The sequence below is a fragment of the Aeromonas sp. QDB25 genome, from assembly GCF_027707725.1.
GTDB lineage: Bacteria > Pseudomonadota > Gammaproteobacteria > Enterobacterales > Aeromonadaceae > Aeromonas > Aeromonas caviae.
The window spans coordinates 35,865-50,731 of record NZ_JAPCIZ010000009.1 but is presented as its reverse complement, the minus strand read 5'-3'; the positions used below and the strand labels follow the sequence as shown (position 1 = coordinate 50,731).

Annotated in this window: 12 protein-coding genes; 6 read left to right on the top strand and 6 right to left on the bottom strand. The window is 65.1% G+C overall.

Going from position 1 to position 14,867, the window contains the following annotated elements; all coding sequences use genetic code 11:
• The first annotated feature begins 64 nt into the window (after positions 1 to 64).
• The 3 genes from PG883_RS05015 (at position 65) to PG883_RS05005 (ending at position 1,983) form a co-directional block, all read left to right on the top strand.
• Positions 65 to 631 (top strand): LON peptidase substrate-binding domain-containing protein, encoded by a 567-nt coding sequence (locus PG883_RS05015; RefSeq protein ID WP_010676027.1) that lies wholly within the window; start codon positions 65 to 67, stop codon positions 629 to 631.
• 124 nt (positions 632 to 755) lie between these two features.
• Positions 756 to 1,325, top strand: a complete 570-nt coding sequence (locus PG883_RS05010; protein WP_010676026.1) for a sigma-70 family RNA polymerase sigma factor — start codon at positions 756 to 758, stop codon at positions 1,323 to 1,325.
• Complete coding sequence (locus PG883_RS05005; protein ID WP_010676025.1) at positions 1,318 to 1,983, top strand: ChrR family anti-sigma-E factor; 666 nt, start codon at positions 1,318 to 1,320, stop codon at positions 1,981 to 1,983. The genes PG883_RS05010 and PG883_RS05005 overlap by 8 nt, the downstream gene beginning before the upstream one ends.
• Before the next feature lie 111 nt (positions 1,984 to 2,094).
• On the opposite strand, the gene bacA is transcribed toward PG883_RS05005, so the two are convergent.
• The 6 genes from bacA to galE form a co-directional block, all read right to left on the bottom strand.
• Complete coding sequence (gene bacA, locus PG883_RS05000) at positions 2,095 to 2,910, bottom strand: undecaprenyl-diphosphate phosphatase (protein ID WP_010676024.1); 816 nt, start codon at positions 2,908 to 2,910, stop codon at positions 2,095 to 2,097.
• Between the two features lie 254 nt (positions 2,911 to 3,164).
• Positions 3,165 to 4,160: an aldo/keto reductase gene (locus tag PG883_RS04995; RefSeq protein ID WP_270807021.1), complete on the bottom strand. Its 996-nt coding sequence runs from the start codon at positions 4,158 to 4,160 to the stop codon at positions 3,165 to 3,167.
• Positions 4,161 to 4,302: 142 nt separating this feature from the next.
• Positions 4,303 to 5,370 carry a galactose-1-epimerase gene (gene galM, locus PG883_RS04990; protein ID WP_270807020.1) on the bottom strand — a complete coding sequence of 356 codons (1,068 nt, stop codon included), beginning with the start codon at positions 5,368 to 5,370 and terminating at the stop codon, positions 4,303 to 4,305.
• A gap of 27 nt (positions 5,371 to 5,397) precedes the next feature.
• Positions 5,398 to 6,546, bottom strand: coding sequence for a galactokinase (gene galK / locus PG883_RS04985; RefSeq protein ID WP_270807011.1), 1,149 nt, complete (start codon positions 6,544 to 6,546; stop codon positions 5,398 to 5,400).
• Complete coding sequence (locus tag PG883_RS04980; RefSeq protein ID WP_039039638.1) at positions 6,543 to 7,601, bottom strand: UDP-glucose--hexose-1-phosphate uridylyltransferase; 1,059 nt, start codon at positions 7,599 to 7,601, stop codon at positions 6,543 to 6,545. Before PG883_RS04980 ends, galK begins: the two co-directional genes overlap by 4 nt.
• A gap of 49 nt (positions 7,602 to 7,650) precedes the next feature.
• Positions 7,651 to 8,664 (bottom strand): UDP-glucose 4-epimerase GalE, encoded by a 1,014-nt coding sequence (gene galE, locus PG883_RS04975; RefSeq protein WP_270807010.1) that lies wholly within the window; start codon positions 8,662 to 8,664, stop codon positions 7,651 to 7,653.
• 216 nt (positions 8,665 to 8,880) lie between these two features.
• Between galE and PG883_RS04970 the strand changes: the two genes are divergently transcribed.
• From PG883_RS04970 to mglB, 3 genes are all read left to right on the top strand, one after another.
• Positions 8,881 to 9,885 carry a substrate-binding domain-containing protein gene (locus PG883_RS04970; protein WP_010676018.1) on the top strand — a complete coding sequence of 335 codons (1,005 nt, stop codon included), beginning with the start codon at positions 8,881 to 8,883 and terminating at the stop codon, positions 9,883 to 9,885.
• A gap of 664 nt (positions 9,886 to 10,549) precedes the next feature.
• On the top strand, positions 10,550 to 13,624 hold the full coding sequence (locus tag PG883_RS04965; RefSeq protein WP_270807009.1) for a beta-galactosidase: 3,075 nt from the start codon (positions 10,550 to 10,552) through the stop codon (positions 13,622 to 13,624).
• 219 nt (positions 13,625 to 13,843) lie between these two features.
• Positions 13,844 to 14,830 (top strand): galactose/glucose ABC transporter substrate-binding protein MglB, encoded by a 987-nt coding sequence (gene mglB / locus PG883_RS04960; protein WP_010676016.1) that lies wholly within the window; start codon positions 13,844 to 13,846, stop codon positions 14,828 to 14,830.
• Positions 14,831 to 14,867 lie beyond the last annotated feature (37 nt).

The window sequence follows — 14,867 nt, the reverse complement described above, 5'->3', positions numbered from 1 at the left end:
TCTGAATGATCCCGCTTCCCGTGGCGGTCGTATCCTTTGAGGACGCCGTTGGAGGATGATTCCCATGACGCTGGTACTGTTTCCACTCTCCGCTCACCTGCTGCCGGGCGGCATCATGCCGCTGCGCATCTTCGAGCCCAGATACCAGCGCATGATCGCCGAGTCCCGGGAGCGGGAGTTCGCGCTCTGCATGCTGGACCCCCGCCAGCCCGACGCGCTGCGCAACATGTACCCCATCGCCACTCGGGTGCGCATCATCGATTTCGATCTGCTGCCCGATGGTTTGCTCGGCATCACGGTGCTCGGGGTGGAGCGGGTGCGTATCACGGATCTCTGGCAGGAAGAGGACGGTCTGCGGGTCGGCGAGGTGGAGCCCCTGCCCCCCTGGCAGAGCGGCAGGCTCCAGGCGGATCAGCACTCCCTGGCCAAGGCGTTGCAGGACGTGTTCAACGACTATCCGGAGTACGCGGCCCTCTATCCGGAGCCGGACTGGGAGGATGCGAGCTGGGTCGCCCAGCGCTGGCTGGAGGTGCTGCCCATCCCGGTGGAGCAAAAACAGTGGCTGGTGGCGGCCAAGGACAACCAGCCCACCCTCTCCCTGCTGAGCGGTCTGCTGGTCGCGAGCCATTGAATTCCCCTTCCCGGTGATCCTTTTTCCTCGCTCACCGTATTGGGGGTGAACACCACACGCGAGGGATGGCGCAATGGCATATACTGGCCAACCACAATCGGCTCCACGCAGGACATCGCCCCCCATGGACAACCCAGACGGCGACCTCACATCTTTGCTGGTCCGGGTGGCCGAGCGTGCCGACAAGGCTGCCTTCGCCACCCTGTTCCACCACTTCGCGCCGCGCATCCGCAGCTACGGGCTGCGCCACCTCGGCAGCGAAGCCAACGCCATGGAACTGGTGCAGGAGACCATGCTGCTGGTCTGGCAGAAGGCCCGGCTCTATCACCCCGACAAGGGCGCCGCCACCACCTGGATCTACACAGTGATGCGCAACCAGAGCTTTGACATGCTGCGCCGCCGCCGCGCCAGCAAGGAGGAGCTCTGCGCCGAGGAGATCTGGCCGCTGCTGGAGTTCCGGGCCGAAGAGGAGCACCTGAGCGGCGGTGAAGACGCGGTGCTGACCCGCCAGATGGCCCACTATGTCGCCACGTTGCCGGAGCCGCAGCAGCAGGTGGTGCGCGGCATCTACCTGCAGGAGCTCTCCCAGCAGGAGCTGGCCGACCGGCTCGGCGTGCCTCTTGGCACCATCAAGTCCCGGCTGCGGCTGGCACTACAGAAACTGAAGGAACAAGTGGAGCAAGGCCATGATTAAGACCCATCCGACTGAACCCATGCTGCGCGCCTTCGCTGCCGACGAGCTGCCTCTGCCGCTGGCCGTCGGTGTCTCCGCCCATTGCGAGTTCTGCCCCGAGTGCGCCGCCCGGGTGAAGGAATTTGAAGAGGCGCTGGCGTGCCAGCATCTCGCCCCTGACGCGCCGGACGAGGCGCTGCCCGCCGGATTCGATGCCATGCTGGCGGGCATACTGCAACAGCCGGTGGCGACGGAGGCGGCGCTCGCCCTTCCCGAGAGCCCGAGGCCAGAGCTCAGGGTGGCGGGTCACAGTTACCGGCTGCCGAGGGCATTGGCACGGCATCATGCCCCCAGGTGGCGTCATCTCGGGGCCATCCGTCAGGTCAGCCTGCCCCTGGACGAGATGGGGGCGCGGGCCAACCTGCTCCACATCGAGGCGGGGGGCCGGATCCCGGAGCACACCCACAAGGGATATGAGCTGACCCTGCTGCTGGCGGGCACCATCGAGGATGGCGACACCCGCTATCAGGCGGGGGATTTCATCTGGCGCGATGCCAGCCACGCCCACAGCCCCCGTACCCCGGACGGCTGCCTCTGTTACACGGTGCAGGATGCCCCCGTGCAGTTCACCAAGGGGTTGTCACGGCTGCTCAACGGCATCAGCCAGCACCTCTATTGAGTTGGGTCACGGCTGCCCGGTGATCGTGGGCTGCCGCGCGATTGAGGCGGTATCAAGGCATGAAAAAAGGGACCCTCGGGTCCCTTTTTTGTTGCTTGGCGGCGAAGCCCATCAGGCCACGAAGACCAGGTAGACGACGAAGGCCAGCAGGAAGCGGTAGATGGCGAACGGGATGAAGTCGAGACGACGGATCAGCGCCAGGAAGGTCTTGATGGCGACCATGGCCACCACGAAGGCGGTGACGAAGCCCACCGCAAACATGGGGAAGTCCGCCATGGAGAGGAAATCGCGGCTCTTGTAGAGATCCAGGCCGCTGGCCGCGATCATCATGGGCACCGCCATGATGAAGGAGAATTCCGCTGCCGCGTGGCGGCTGATGCCCATCAGCATGCCGCCACTGATGGTGGCACCGGAGCGGGAGAAACCGGGCCAGAGTGCCAGGCACTGGAACAGGCCGATGCCGAAGGCCTGCTTGTAGCTGATGTCGTCCAGGGTCTCCGCGGTCACGGCGGGGCGGAACTTTTCGGCGATGATGAGCAGGATGCCACCGGCCACCAGGGCATACATCACGGTTTCCGGCCCGAACAGATTGGCCTTGATCCAGCTGTGGATAGCCAGCCCGACGACCACGGCAGGCAGCATGCCGAGGATGACATGCACCAGGGAGAGGGTCGCGTGGCCCGGGGTCGGTTTCTGACCGAAGTGAATGCCGATGAGTCCGAACAGGCGGCGCCAGAACATGACGACCACTGCCAGGATGGAGCCGAGCTGGATCACCACCTCGAAGGTGGCGGCCTTGGGTCCTTCAAACCCGAGGAGGTGGCCGACGATGATCATGTGGCCGGTGGAGGAGACGGGGAGGAACTCGGTCAGGCCTTCCACTATGCCCAGCACAAAGGCGACGAACAGGGCGTAGGATTCGGTCATGGTGCAGATCTCTTGGTTATGGGGTCTGGATAAAATCAACCCCGAACGGGTCGGGGCGGCCAATGATGGCGGAAAATCGCGCGGGCAACCAGTGAATATTGGGGATTTCAGCGCCCTGTTCCGGCCGGGAAAGGGCGCTGGCGGACCATGCAGGGCGCGGCTTGCCGCATGCTGTCAGAAGCCATGACTGCCCCGTCACGTTCTGACAGGTTAGTCACGCCTGTTGACATCTGCTTTATGATCTCTTTGTGCTGTCAGGCCAGTATGGACAGGATTTTCTGTTGAAGATCATCGTCCAGGGGGGGCTGCCCCAGGGCGTCGACGGCGCTCGTTATCTGTTGGGGATGGCTGGCGCCAATCAGGGCGCAGCTCACCACGGGGTCGCGCAGCACCCATTGCAGTGCGAGTTGCGACAGGGACTGACCCCGTTGCAGGGCCAGTGCATGCAGGGCGCGGACGGTGGCGAGCTTCTCCTTGGTGATCTGGTCCGCCGTGAGGAAGGGGCTGGCACTGGCGGCGCGGGAATCCGCGGGAATGCCCGCCAGGTAGCGATCGCTCAGCAGCCCCCCCGCCAGGGGCGAGAAGGCGACCACCCCCATGCCGTGCTCCCGGCAGGCCGGCAGGGTGTCGGGCTCAATATCGCGCTGGAACAGGGAGTATTTGAGCTGGTTGACCAGGCAGGGGGTGCCGAGCTCCGCCAGCCGAGCGGCAGCCTTGGCCGCGAGCGGTGCCGGGTAGTTGGAGAGGCCGATGTAGAGCGCCTTGCCCTGGCGCACCATCAGGGCCAGGGCCTGGCAGGTCTCCTCGAGCGGGGTGCGGGGATCCGGCCTGTGGTGATAGAAGATGTCCACGTAGTCGAGGCCCAGACGGCGCAGGCTCTGGTGCAGGCTGGCGAAGAGGTACTTGGCGCTGCCGCCATCGCCGTAAGGGCCGTCCCACATCACGTAGCCCGCCTTGCTGGCGATGATGAGCTCGTCCCGATAGGGAGCCAGGCTCCTCTTGAGCAGCGTGCCGAAGGTCAATTCGGCAGATCCCGGCGGCGGCCCGTAGTTGTTGGCGAGATCGAAGTGGGTGATCCCCAGATCGAACGCCTGGTGCACCATGGCCTTCGCGGTGGCGGGATCGCTCCCGGCGCCGAAGTTGTGCCAAAGGCCCAGACCGATGCCGGGCAGGCGCAGGCCGTGGCGGCCCGCCGGTCGGTAGGACTGGCGCTGGTAGCGGTCGGGGGCGGCGAAGTAGTTGTCATCCATCACGGTGCGGTTCCTTGGCTGGTGTGCAATGAGGAGCGGCGGGCCCTGCGGCCGGCCTCACCCCGGCTGATTCGGCGGTGCCATCGGGGCCGCCATGACGTGGCGGCGCGCCCGGGCCCCTTCGTCTGCCCGAGCGGGGCTGTCAGGGGGCAGGAATAAAGCGATAACGGGTCTGGTGGCGATAACGCTGCCCCGGCAGCAACCAGGGATCGCCGAGGGCGGGCCGGTTCGGGCTGTCGGGCAATTGCTGGGCCTCCAGGCAGAAGCCGTCGTAATCCCGGTAGGGTCGGCCCTGACGATCCGGTGTGCCGGCCAGCCAGTTGCCGCTGTAGAACTGCAGGGAGGGCTGGTTGGTGTAGACCGCCATCGTCAGCTTGCCATCCCCCGAGATCACCCGGGCGGCCCATGGCTGATTGGATCCATCAAACGGCTCATCAACAGGCTCAAAATCGCTATTGTTGAGCAGAAATGCATGATCGTACCCCTTGGCCAACTGCTGCTGGGGGTGGTCCAGCCACGCCTGGCCGATGGGGCGGGGGGCGCGCAGATCGAAGGGGCCTTCCACCGGGGCGATGGCCAGCGGCAGGCTCTGGTCATCCGTGGGCAGGTAGCGGTCGGCGTCGAGGCTGATGGTGTGGTGGCGGATGTCGCCACCGCCATCCAGGTTGAAGTAGGCGTGGCTGGTGAGGCTGACCGGGCTGGGGGCATCCGTGCTGGCGCAGAAGTCGACCACCAGATCGCACTGCTCCAGCCGATACTCCAGGCTCACCCTCAGATTGCCGGGAAAGCCCTGATCCCCCGCCCGGGAGAGGAGCGCCAGCTTGACCCTGTCCGCCTCCTGCTCCTTGATCTGCCAGGTGCGGCGATGGAACCCGTCGCGCCCGCCGTGCAGGCAGTTGGCCCCCTGGTTGGCGTCCAGCGTCCAGCACTGGCCTTCCCGCTCAAGGCGGGCGCCGCCGATGCGGTTGGCAAAGCGCCCCGCCACGGCCCCCAGCCATACCTGCTGGGTGAGGTAGGCCTCGTCGGCGCAGCCCAGCAACACCTCCCGCCGCTCTCCCGCCACCGGCAGGGTGAGGGAGGTGAGGGTGGCCCCGTATGTGAGACCGCGCAGCCGCAGTCCCTCCTCGTTTTCCAGCTCGAATCTCATCATGGTTTGCGGTTCCCCGTCGTGATCCCGTCGCCCCCTGCCGGCGTCGCGAGTGCCGGGCAGGGGGCGTCACCCGTTGTCAGGCGTGCGTTACAGTCTGCCGGCCCCTGCGCTGGCACGGCAGACGTAGCAGTCCGCCTTGAGGCCGAAGCGGGCCGGGTATTCCGCCTCCACCACGGCGATCACCTCGGCCACCTTCTCGGGGCGCAGCAGGGCGACCACGCAGCCACCAAAACCGCCGCCGGTCATGCGCACACCGCCTTCGCTGCCGAGCCGGGCCTTGATGATCTCCACCAGGCCGTCGATGGGGGGCACGGTGATCTCGAAGTCATCGCGCATGGCGGCGTGGGACTGGCCCATCAGCTCGCCGAGGCGCACCAGATCGCCCTGTGCCAGCGCATCGGCCGCCGCCAGAGTGCGGGCGTTCTCGCCGACCACGTGGCGGGCACGGCGATAGCAGGCTTCGTCCAGACCGTCCTTGCCCGCTTCCAGCGTGGCCAGGTCAAGATCCCGCAGGGCCTTGACCCCGTAGTGACGGGCGGCGGTTTCGCACTGCTGGCGACGGGTGTTGTATTCGCTGTCCACCAGGCCGCGGCGCACGTTGGAGTTGACGATGAGCACCGCCAGATCGGTCGGCATGGGGATGAGCCGGGTCTCCAGGGAACGGCAATCGAGCAGCAGGGCGTGATCCTGCTTGCCGCTCGCGGAGATCATCTGATCCATGATGCCGCAGTTGCAGCCGACGAACTGGTTCTCCGCCTGCTGGCCGTTGAGGGCGATTTCCGCCTGGCTGATGGCCAGCCCCTGGGCCTCCTTGAAGGCCTGGCCGATGGCCACCTCCAGGGAGGCGGAGGAGGAGAGACCCGTCCCCTGGGGCACGTTGCCGGAGACCACCAGATTGAGGCCGCGCAGGGCGTGGCCCCGTGCCTGCAGGTGTTTCACCACGCCGCGGATGTAGTCGCTCCAGCGCTGGCTGGGGTGGTGATCGATGGGTTGATCGAGACTGAACCGGTCGCGCTGGTTGTCGTAGTCGGCGGCGATCACTTCGACCAGGTTGTCGCCGCGCAGGCCGATGGCGACGCAGGTCTCGTAGTCGATGGCGCAGGGCAGCACGAAGCCGTCGTTGTAGTCGGTGTGCTCGCCGATGAGGTTGACGCGGCCTGGAGCCCGTACCAGCAGGTCGGGTTGTTGCTCAAACTGCTCGGCAAACACGGCGCTGACGCGCTGGCTCGGGGTCATAGGGCCTCCTCGTTGGACTGGTTCTGGTCGTTGTAGTGGATGGGACTGAGGGCGCGCAGCCGTTCCGCCGCCTGTTCCGGGGTGAGATCGCGCTGGGTTTCGGCCAGCATCTCGAAGCCCACCATGAATTTGCGCACCGTGGCGGAGCGCAGCAGGGGCGGATAGAAGTGGGCGTGCAGTTGCCACGCCTCGGGGCAGTCGGAACGGGGCGGGGCGAAGTGCCAGCCCATGGAGTAGGGGAAGCTGCACTGGAACAGGTTGTCGTAGCGGCTGGTGAGCTCCTTGAGCGCGATGGCCAGGTCCTGTTGCTGTTCCCGGGTGAGATCCAGCATGGAGGGGACATGGGCCTTGGGCAGCAGCAGGGTCTCGAACGGCCAGGCCGCCCAGAAGGGCACCACCGCCAGCCAGTGGGCGGTCTCCACCACGATGCGGGAGCGATCCGCCAGCTCCCGCTCCACATAGTCCAGCAGCAGGGGGCGGCCGTGTTCGGCCAGCCAGGCGCGCTGGTGCGCCTCTTCCCGGGCAATCTCGTTGGGCAGGAAGTCGCTGCCCCAGAGCTGGCCGTGAGGGTGCGGGTTGGAGCAGCCCATGACGGCGCCCTTGTTTTCAAAGACTTGGACCCATTCCCACTGGTCAGAGAGCTCGGCCACCTGGTCCATCCAGGTGGTGATCACCCCTTCGATGGCGGGCAGGGGCAGCTCGGGCAGGGTCTTGCCGTGATCCGGCGAGAAGCAGATGACCCGGCTGGTGCCCCGGGCGGCTTCCAGCTTCAGCAGGGGATCCGGCGCCGCGTCAGCGGCCGGGGTGTCCTGCATCAGGGCGGCGAAGTCGTTGGTAAAGACGAAGGTGCCCTGATAGTCGGGGTTGATATCGCCGGTCACCCGGGTGTTGCCCGCACAGAGGAAGCAGTCGGGATCATGGGCCTGGCTCGGCGCCAGGCTCACCTTCTCGACCTGGCCTTGCCAGGGGCGCTTGGCCCTGTGAGGGGAGACCAGCACGTACTGGCCGGTGAGCGGGTTGAAGCGGCGGTGGGGGTGATCAACGGGGTTGAACATCATCACTCCAGTGTGTGAGTTGAATACATCCGAAGGCGCAGGCCAGGGCCTACGCCTCGTAACCATTGGGGTTGGCGGACTGCCAGCGCCAGCTGTCGGCGCACATGGCGGCGAGATCCCGGCTGGCGTGCCAGTCCAGTTCCCGAGCGGCCTTGGCGGGATCGGCCCAGCACTCGGCGATGTCGCCGGGGCGCCGTGGCTCGATCCGGTAGGGAAGGGGCCGACCGCAGGCGGCCTCTAACGCCGCGACCATCTGCAACACGCTCTGGCCCTGGCCCGTGCCCAGGTTGTAGGCGTGGACACCGCCCCGTCCGGCGCAGTGTTCCAGAGCCTTGACGTGCCCTTCGGCGAGATCCATCACATGGATGTAGTCGCGCACCCCGGTGCCGTCGATGGTTGGGTAATCGTTACCAAAGACCGAGAGGCAGTCGCGCCGGCCGATGGCGACCTGGGTCAAAAACGGCATCAGATTGTTGGGGATGCCCTGGGGATCCTCCCCCAGAGTGCCGGACTCGTGGGCGCCGACGGGGTTGAAATAGCGCAGCAGGGTCATGCTCCAGTGGGGCTCGGCTCGCTGCAGATCCTCGAGGATCTCCTCGATGATCAGCTTGGATCGGCCGTAGGGGTTGGTGGCGCTGCGGGGGAAATCTTCCCGGATCGGGGTGCTGGCGGGGTCGCCGTAGACGGTGGCCGACGAGCTGAACACCAGATTGCGTACCCCGGCCCGTTTCATCGCCTGCAGCAATACCAGGGTGCCGTTCAGGTTGTTCTCGTAGTAGTCCAGCGGGATGCGGGTCGACTCGCCGACCGCCTTGAGGGCGGCGAAGTGGATCACGGCGTCGATGTGCTGCTCGCTGAAGATGCGATCCAGCAGGGCCGGGTCACGGATGTCCCCCTCGTAGAAGCGGGGCTCGTGCCCGCTGATGGCGGCGACACGGGTCAGGACGCTCGCCTTGCTGTTGCAGAGGTTGTCCACCACCACGGGCTCCATGCTTGCGGCCTGCAAGGCCAGACAGGTGTGGCTGCCGATGTAGCCGCAACCGCCGGTGACCAGTACTTTCATCCGTTGTTCCACCCTCAACTCCTCGCATCAGGAAAGCCTGAGCAGGAGTCTAGCCGAGGGGCTGACGGGCAAACTGTGAGCTGCTTAACAAATATTTGTAAACGATTACACTTGTTTTCATCGACCAATGTGGCAAGTTCTGATTTTTCCCCCTGTTATCAGTGACATTGAACGGTATAATGCGGTCAGTTGCAGCGTGAAATAAGTGAAAACAGCATGAGCACCATCAAGGATGTCGCCCGTTTGGCCAATGTGTCAGTGGCAACGGTTTCACGGGTGATGAACAACTCACCCAAGGCCAGTGCCGCCTCCCGCGAGGTGGTGCTGAAGGCCATGGCCGAGCTGGGCTATACCCCCAATGCCAACGCGCGGGCCCTGGTCAGCCAGACCTGTGACACCATGGGAGTGGTGGTGGGGGACGTGGCGGATCCCTTCTTCGGCGCCCTGGTCAAAGGGGTCGCGGCGGTGGCGGTGGAGCAGGGCTTGCACCTGTTGATGGGTAATGGTTTTCACCGCGCCCAGCAGGAGCGGGAGGCCATCGAGCTGCTCATCGGCAAACGCTGCGAGGCACTGGTGGTGCACAGCAAGGCGCTCGGCGACGAGGAGCTGGTCGACTACGCCCTGCGTGCCCCCGGCATGGTGCTGATCAACCGCGACATTCCGAGTCTGAGGGGGCGCTGCATCGCTCTCAACAACCGCCAGGGTGCGGCGACCGCCACCCGTCATCTGCTGGATCTCGGCCACCGCCATATCGCCTTCCTGAGCTCGGATCACGCCATCGAGGATGCGCTGTTGCGCCACCAGGGCTATCAGGATGCCCTGGCGGAGGCGGAGGTCTTCGCCGATCCCGAGCTGGTGGAGAGCGGCATGCCCAATGAAGAGGGGGGTGAGCGCGCCATGCTCAACCTGCTGGCCAAGGGGTTGCCCATCACGGCGGTGGTGGCCTACAACGACGCCATGGCGGCAGGGGCCATCTCCGTGCTGGCGGACAACGGCCTCAAGGTGCCGGAAGAGGTGTCTGTGGTGGGCTTCGATGACATCATCTACGCCAGATACCTGAGGCCCAAGCTCTCCACCATGCGCTATCCCATCGAGCTGATGGCGGCCCAGGCGGCCAAGCTGGCGCTGCAACTTGCCGCAGGGGAGAGCGAATCGGTGCAGAGCCGCATCTATACCCCCACCCTGATCAACCGCCATTCGGTCGCTCCCGTCAGGTCCTGATCGCAGCGCTTGCGCCCCGTCGGCGTAAGCGCTGCACCTGGCGAACCCGTACTGCAGCATATAAAGCGCCCCCATAGCTCAGACGATAGATAGCTCAGACGATAGATAGCTCAGAGCATGGCTAGCGCAGACCATAAAGGACTGTCTGAGGAGTGACAACCGTCCCCTCCCGCTCCCTGCCTGCCGAACTCGCCAGCTCTTCCCGCTCGTCTGTCACGAGCCCCTCGCCCCCGGCCTGCCGAGCCTCACTTCTTGCCAGATCCTGCCAGACGCTCGCCATGGCTTTTCTCTGCGCCGGGCAGGGGCGCTCGTGGCCTCTGCACACTCCTTCGAGAGGCCGGGCTGCATGCGTGCCCGGAACCGGGTTGAGGCGCTCCAGCACCTGATGAGGCGAGGGGGGCGCGATGTCGGGTCTTTGCCATGGCTTGCTCCGCTGGCTCGGCCATTGCCTCCCGGTTTCACACTCCCGGGCATCTTTTGCCCTTCCGAAGGTCCGCTTTTTCCCCCGTGGGGTCATTTACCCGGATTTATCCGATTTTTACTCCGTTTTACTTAACAAAATGAGTGTAATCGTTTACATCTGTGTGAGCGGGATCGCCGATCACCGGGCAAAACTCTCCTACACTGCAGTGGTTTTCAGCGTGAATGCAGGGAGAAGTGAAGCATGCTCAGGGAGATAGTGGCCCGTCAGGATTGGCAGACTCAGGGGATCACCGCCGTGAACCGGTTGCCAGCCCATACCCCCTTGTCCAGTTGGCGCAGTGAAGGGGAAGCCAGGATGGGGGGGTTGTCACCTTCCCGCCTGCTGCTGGACGGCGAGTGGCAGTTCTCCTGGTTCGAGGCCCCGGAGCGGGTGCCGGAGCAGTGGCTGGTGGAGGATCTGCCGGATGCCTGCCCCATCAAGGTGCCGGGCAACTGGCAACTGGCTGCGGCCTACCCGGGGGCGCGGCCCGTCACGGATGTGCCCATCTACACCAACATCAAGTACCCCTTTCCCTGCGACCCGCCCCGGGTGCCTGCCGAGAACCCCACCGGTTGCTACTCCCGCGAGTTCACCGTTGCTGCGGACTGGCTGGCCGAGGGACAGACCCGGATCATCTTCGACGGGGTGGACAGCGCGTTTCACCTCTTCTGCAACGGCCGCTGGGTCGGTTACTCCCAGGACAGCCGGCTGCCGGCGGAATTCGATCTGACCCCCTTCCTTCAGGCCGGGGCCAACCGCCTCGCCGTCCTGGTGCTGCGCTGGTCTGACGGCTCCTATCTGGAAGATCAGGACATGTGGCGCATGAGCGGCATCTTCCGCTCCGTCAGCCTGCTGCACAAACCGACCCGTCATCTGATGGATATCCGGGTGACGCCCGAGCTCGACGCCTGCTACCGGGATGCCCGCCTCAAGGTTGAATTGCAGGCGGCCAACGGAGCCGGTCTGTCGGTGGAGGCCAACCTCTATGATGGCGACGAGCGGGTCGCGACCCTGCGCCAGCGGATCGGCACCCAGGCCATCGACGAGAAAGGGGTGTATGACGATCGCGCCGAGCTGTGGCTGACGATAACGGCGCCACACAAGTGGAGCGCCGAGACCCCGCACCTCTATCGCCTGACCCTGACCCTGCTGGACGAGCAAGGAAGCGTCCTCGAGAGCGAGGCCCATGACGTGGGCTTTCGGGCGGTGGAGATCCGTGGCGGCCTGCTGCGGGTCAACGGCCAACCCCTGCTGATTCGTGGTGCCAATCGCCATGAACACCATCCCGCCACGGGTCACGTGGTGACCCCGGCCGACATGGAGCAGGATCTGCTGCTGATGAAGCGGCACAACTTCAACGCGGTGCGCTGCTCCCACTATCCCAATCACCCCGAGCTCTATCGCCTGTGCGACCGGCTCGGCCTCTATGTGGTGGACGAGGCGAACCTGGAGACCCACGGCATGACCCCCATGGGGCGGCTGGCGCGGGATCCCGCCTGGAGCAACGCCTTCCTGGAGCGTGTTACCCGCATGGTGGCCCGGGACTTCAACCACCCCTGCATCATCATCTGGTCCCTGGGGAACGAATCAGGTTATGGCCCGGCCCACGACGCCATGTATCGCTGGGTGAAGGGGGCGGATCCCAGCCGCCCGGTGCAGTACGAAGGGGGCGGGGCCGACACCCCGGCCACCGACATCATCTGCCCCATGTATGCCCGTACCCACCAGGATCAACCCTTCCCGGCGGTGCCCAAGTGGGCGCTGGCCAAGTGGATCGGCCTGCCGGAAGAGACCCGGCCGCTGATCCTGTGCGAATACGCCCACGCCATGGGCAACAGCCTGGGGGGCTATGCCCATTACTGGCAGGCATTTCGCGATCATCCGCGGCTGCAGGGTGGGTTTGTCTGGGATTGGGTCGATCAGGGGCTGGACAAGCAGACCGACGATGGCCGCCATTTCTGGGCCTATGGTGGCGATTTCGGCGACACTCCCAACGATCGCCAGTTCTGCTGCAACGGCCTGCTGTCCCCCGATCGCACCCCCCATCCCTCCCTGTTTGAAGCCCGGCGTGCCCAGCAGCCCTTTGTTCTTACCCTGCAGGGTCGCCAGCCGCTGACGGTGGAGATCCGCAGCGAATATCTGTTCCGCGAGACGGACAACGAACGCCTGCTGTGGCGTCTGTGTGAAGACGGCGTGGTGGTGAGCCAGGGTGAATGCTCGCTCGAGCTGGCTCCCCGGGGGAGCGTGACGCTGACCCTGCTGGAGCAACTGCCGGCCTTTGCGCCGGGGGCGCTCGTCTGGCTGGATCTCGCCATCGTGCAGCCCACCGCCACGGCCTGGGCCGGAGCGGGTCACGAGGTGGCTCGCCAGCAATGCCTGTTGCCCTCGCCCCTGGCGCTGCCGTCGGCATGCCCGGCGGTCAGCCTGACCGAGCAGCGCGATCACTGGGTGCTTGGCGCCGCAGATTCCCTGTGGCAGCTCGACAAGGCCAGTGGTCGCATCGTCAGCTGGCAGAAGCAGGGCCGCGAGCGGCTGCGCGACGCCATCGCCGATCACTTCTATCGGGCGCCGCTCGACAACGATATCGGCACCAGCGAGGCGGATCACGCCGATCCCAACGCCTGGATTGCCCGCTGGCAGGAGGCCGGGCTCAATGATCTGCAGCACCGCTGTCTCGGCCTGGAGGCGAGTCCGGAGCTGGGTCTCATCACGGCGCACCACGGCTACTTCGTGGGTGACGAACCGAAGATCCTGACCCGCTGGCATCACAGGGTGGACGGGGAGGGCGCCATGCACCTCGCCATCGAGGTGGAGGTGGCCGCCGACATGCCCTCCCTGCCGCGCATCGGTGCCCGGCTCTGGCTGGCCGATGAACCGGCCGAAGGTGCCCCGGTGAGCTGGCTGGGGCTTGGCCCCCACGAGAATTACCCGGATCGCCGGCTCGCAGCCGATCTCGGTCGCTGGCAATTGCCCATCGAGGCGTTGCACACCCCTTATGTCTTCCCCACCGACAACGGACTGCGCTGCGATACCCGCGCACTGCAACTGGGGGATCTGGCGGTGGAGGGGCGCTTCCACTTCAGCGTCAGCCGCTACAGTCAGCAGCAGCTGGCCGAAGCCCGTCACCAGACCGATCTGGTGGCCCTGGGGGGCACGCACCTGTGCCTCGATGGCTTCCACATGGGGGTGGGAGGCGACGACTCCTGGAGCCAGAGCGTGCGGCCCGAGTTCTGGCTGTTGCCGGGGCGTTATCACTGGCACTGCCGTCTGAGCTAGCCGGACCCGCCGTCGCGAGATGGCGAGACTCAAAGGCGGTTTCTCACGTAACTATTTGATTTTTAACAATATTACGGCTATGTAACAGAGTGTAAACGTTTTCATTTTGTTGCCAGGATCACAGACCGCCTCACAACAAACTGATTACATTAGGCTGGCGCCAGCTCAAACGGTGTACAGCATTCCCTACAAAAAACAGATAGAGATCGGAGCATAACAATGAAAAAACTCACGACAGTTGCCACCTTGCTGATGGGACTGATGGCGGGAGCCCAAGCCCAGGCCGATACCCGTATCGGGGTCACCGTCTACAAGTACGACGACAACTTCATGGCCGTGGTGCGCAAGGCCATCGAGAAAGAAGCGGCGGCCACCCCGGGTGTGGAACTGCTGATGAACGACTCCCAGAACGACCAGTCCAAGCAGAACGACCAGATCGACGTGCTGCTGGCCAAGGGCGTGAAGGCCCTGGCCATCAACCTGGTTGACCCGGCGGCGGCCCCTGTCGTGATTGAGAAAGCCCGTGCGGACGAGATCCCCGTGGTCTTCTACAACAAGGAACCGAGCGCGGCCGACCTGGCCAGCTATGACAAGGCCTACTACGTTGGCACCGACTCCAAGGAGTCCGGCATCATCCAGGGCCAGCTGATCGCCAAGCACTGGAAAGCGCACCCCGAGTGGGATCTGAACAAGGATGGCGTCATCCAGTTCGTGCTGCTCAAGGGTGAGCCTGGCCACCCGGATGCAGAAGCCCGCACCACCTACGTCGTCAAGACTCTGAACGATGGCGGCATCAAGACCGAGCAGCTGCACATGGATACCGGTATGTGGGATACCGCCATGGCCAAGGACAAGATGGACGCCTGGATCTCCGGTCCGAACGCCAACAAGATCGAAGTGGTCATCGCCAACAACGACGGCATGGCGATGGGCGCAGTGGAATCCCTGAAGGCCCAGGGCAAGACAGCCATCCCGGTGTTCGGTGTTGACGCCCTGCCGGAAGCCCTGGCCATGGTCAAGAGCGGTGCCATGGCCGGTACCGTGCTGAACGATGCGGCCAACCAGGCCAAGGCCACCTTCGAGCTGACCAAGAACCTGGCCGAAGGCAAGCCGGCCGGTGAAGGCACCAACTGGAAGATCGACAACAAGGTCGTCCGCGTTGCCTACGTGGGCGTAGACAAAGACAACCTGTCCCAATTCGAGTAATTCCTCCCCTCAGGGCAAGGGAGATCCCCTTGCCCTC

Excerpts from the sequence above, each read along its gene's own strand:
- PG883_RS05015 (WP_010676027.1), top strand. The coding sequence starts at position 65 with ATGACGCTGGTACTGTTTCCACTCTCCGCTCACCTGCTGCCGGGCGGC.
- PG883_RS05010 (WP_010676026.1), top strand. The coding sequence starts at position 756 with ATGGACAACCCAGACGGCGACCTCACATCTTTGCTGGTCCGGGTGGCC.
- PG883_RS05005 (WP_010676025.1), top strand. The coding sequence starts at position 1,318 with ATGATTAAGACCCATCCGACTGAACCCATGCTGCGCGCCTTCGCTGCC.
- bacA (WP_010676024.1), bottom strand. The coding sequence starts at position 2,910 with ATGACCGAATCCTACGCCCTGTTCGTCGCCTTTGTGCTGGGCATAGTG.
- PG883_RS04995 (WP_270807021.1), bottom strand. The coding sequence starts at position 4,160 with ATGGATGACAACTACTTCGCCGCCCCCGACCGCTACCAGCGCCAGTCC.
- galK (WP_270807011.1), bottom strand. The coding sequence starts at position 6,546 with ATGACCCCGAGCCAGCGCGTCAGCGCCGTGTTTGCCGAGCAGTTTGAG.
- PG883_RS04980 (WP_039039638.1), bottom strand. The coding sequence starts at position 7,601 with ATGTTCAACCCCGTTGATCACCCCCACCGCCGCTTCAACCCGCTCACC.
- galE (WP_270807010.1), bottom strand. The coding sequence starts at position 8,664 with ATGAAAGTACTGGTCACCGGCGGTTGCGGCTACATCGGCAGCCACACC.
- PG883_RS04970 (WP_010676018.1), top strand. The coding sequence starts at position 8,881 with ATGAGCACCATCAAGGATGTCGCCCGTTTGGCCAATGTGTCAGTGGCA.
- PG883_RS04965 (WP_270807009.1), top strand. The coding sequence starts at position 10,550 with ATGCTCAGGGAGATAGTGGCCCGTCAGGATTGGCAGACTCAGGGGATC.
- mglB (WP_010676016.1), top strand. The coding sequence starts at position 13,844 with ATGAAAAAACTCACGACAGTTGCCACCTTGCTGATGGGACTGATGGCG.